The sequence below is a fragment of the Vibrio sp. 1288 genome (assembly GCF_033344475.1).
This window is the reverse complement of sequence record NZ_JAWPOX010000463.1, coordinates 1-729: the sequence shown is the minus strand read 5'-3', so window position 1 is coordinate 729 and position 729 is coordinate 1. Positions and strand designations below refer to the sequence as shown.

Genomic DNA, 729 nt, shown 5'->3' with positions numbered 1-729 from the left:
GTTGAGCGAACGTTTAGCCAAAACATCTCTACTTATGATGAGTGCTGGCAAGTGATCGAAGAGAAACTATATCCTGAACTGGAAAAGCGACTGGAGCGTGCCAGTCCAGATAAATCGATCATTAAGCAAGGCATTAAGGTAAAGTTCGCGGACTTCCAGCTCACTACCATTGAACACATTCATCCTCAGTTAGAACTTGAGGACTTTAAGTTGTTGCTAAAAGACATTCTAAAGCGTCAAAATGGTCGTGAAATTCGCCTCTTAGGCTTGAGCGTTATGCTCAAGCCAGAAGAGCAAGCTCGCCAACTCAGCTTCTTTTAATCTATTCCCGCACACTTTCAACTAATTGTAGTACCTGTTCGAAGGACACATTAGCCAATGCACCATACCCAGATAGCTTTGAGGCTTTAAGTTGGCTGATCAACGGTGTGCTGATGCCACATAAGAATCGGGCTATGGCTTCGTTACTGATTGCAGAAGGGGAAAGTTGGACAAACTCTGCAATCCAAGCGGAGGCGACTGCTGGTTCAGGTTGATCGTAAATCCGAGGTGGGAACACTGCTCTCTGTCCTCGACACACAGAACAATGACCGCAGTGAGCAGGGGCATTGTGGTCGGCAAAGTAACTGGCTAATTGATGACTTAAACAATCTGACGATTGGAATAACCCCAGCATGGCGTGAATTCGGTCGATGTCTTTGCGCTCTTTAGACTGGAATAGCTCGTACA

At 46.0% G+C, this 729-nt stretch carries 1 protein-coding gene and 1 pseudogene; one reads left to right on the top strand and one right to left on the bottom strand.

Annotated elements, in window-relative coordinates:
- Positions 1-321: pseudogene (locus tag R8O11_RS27400) on the top strand (DNA polymerase IV); the annotation flags it as partial.
- Position 322: 1 nt separating this feature from the next.
- Here R8O11_RS27400 and R8O11_RS27395 read toward each other — a convergent pair.
- On the bottom strand, positions 323-729 hold a 407-nt coding region (locus R8O11_RS27395; protein ID WP_318194899.1), incomplete at its 5' end, for a RecQ family zinc-binding domain-containing protein.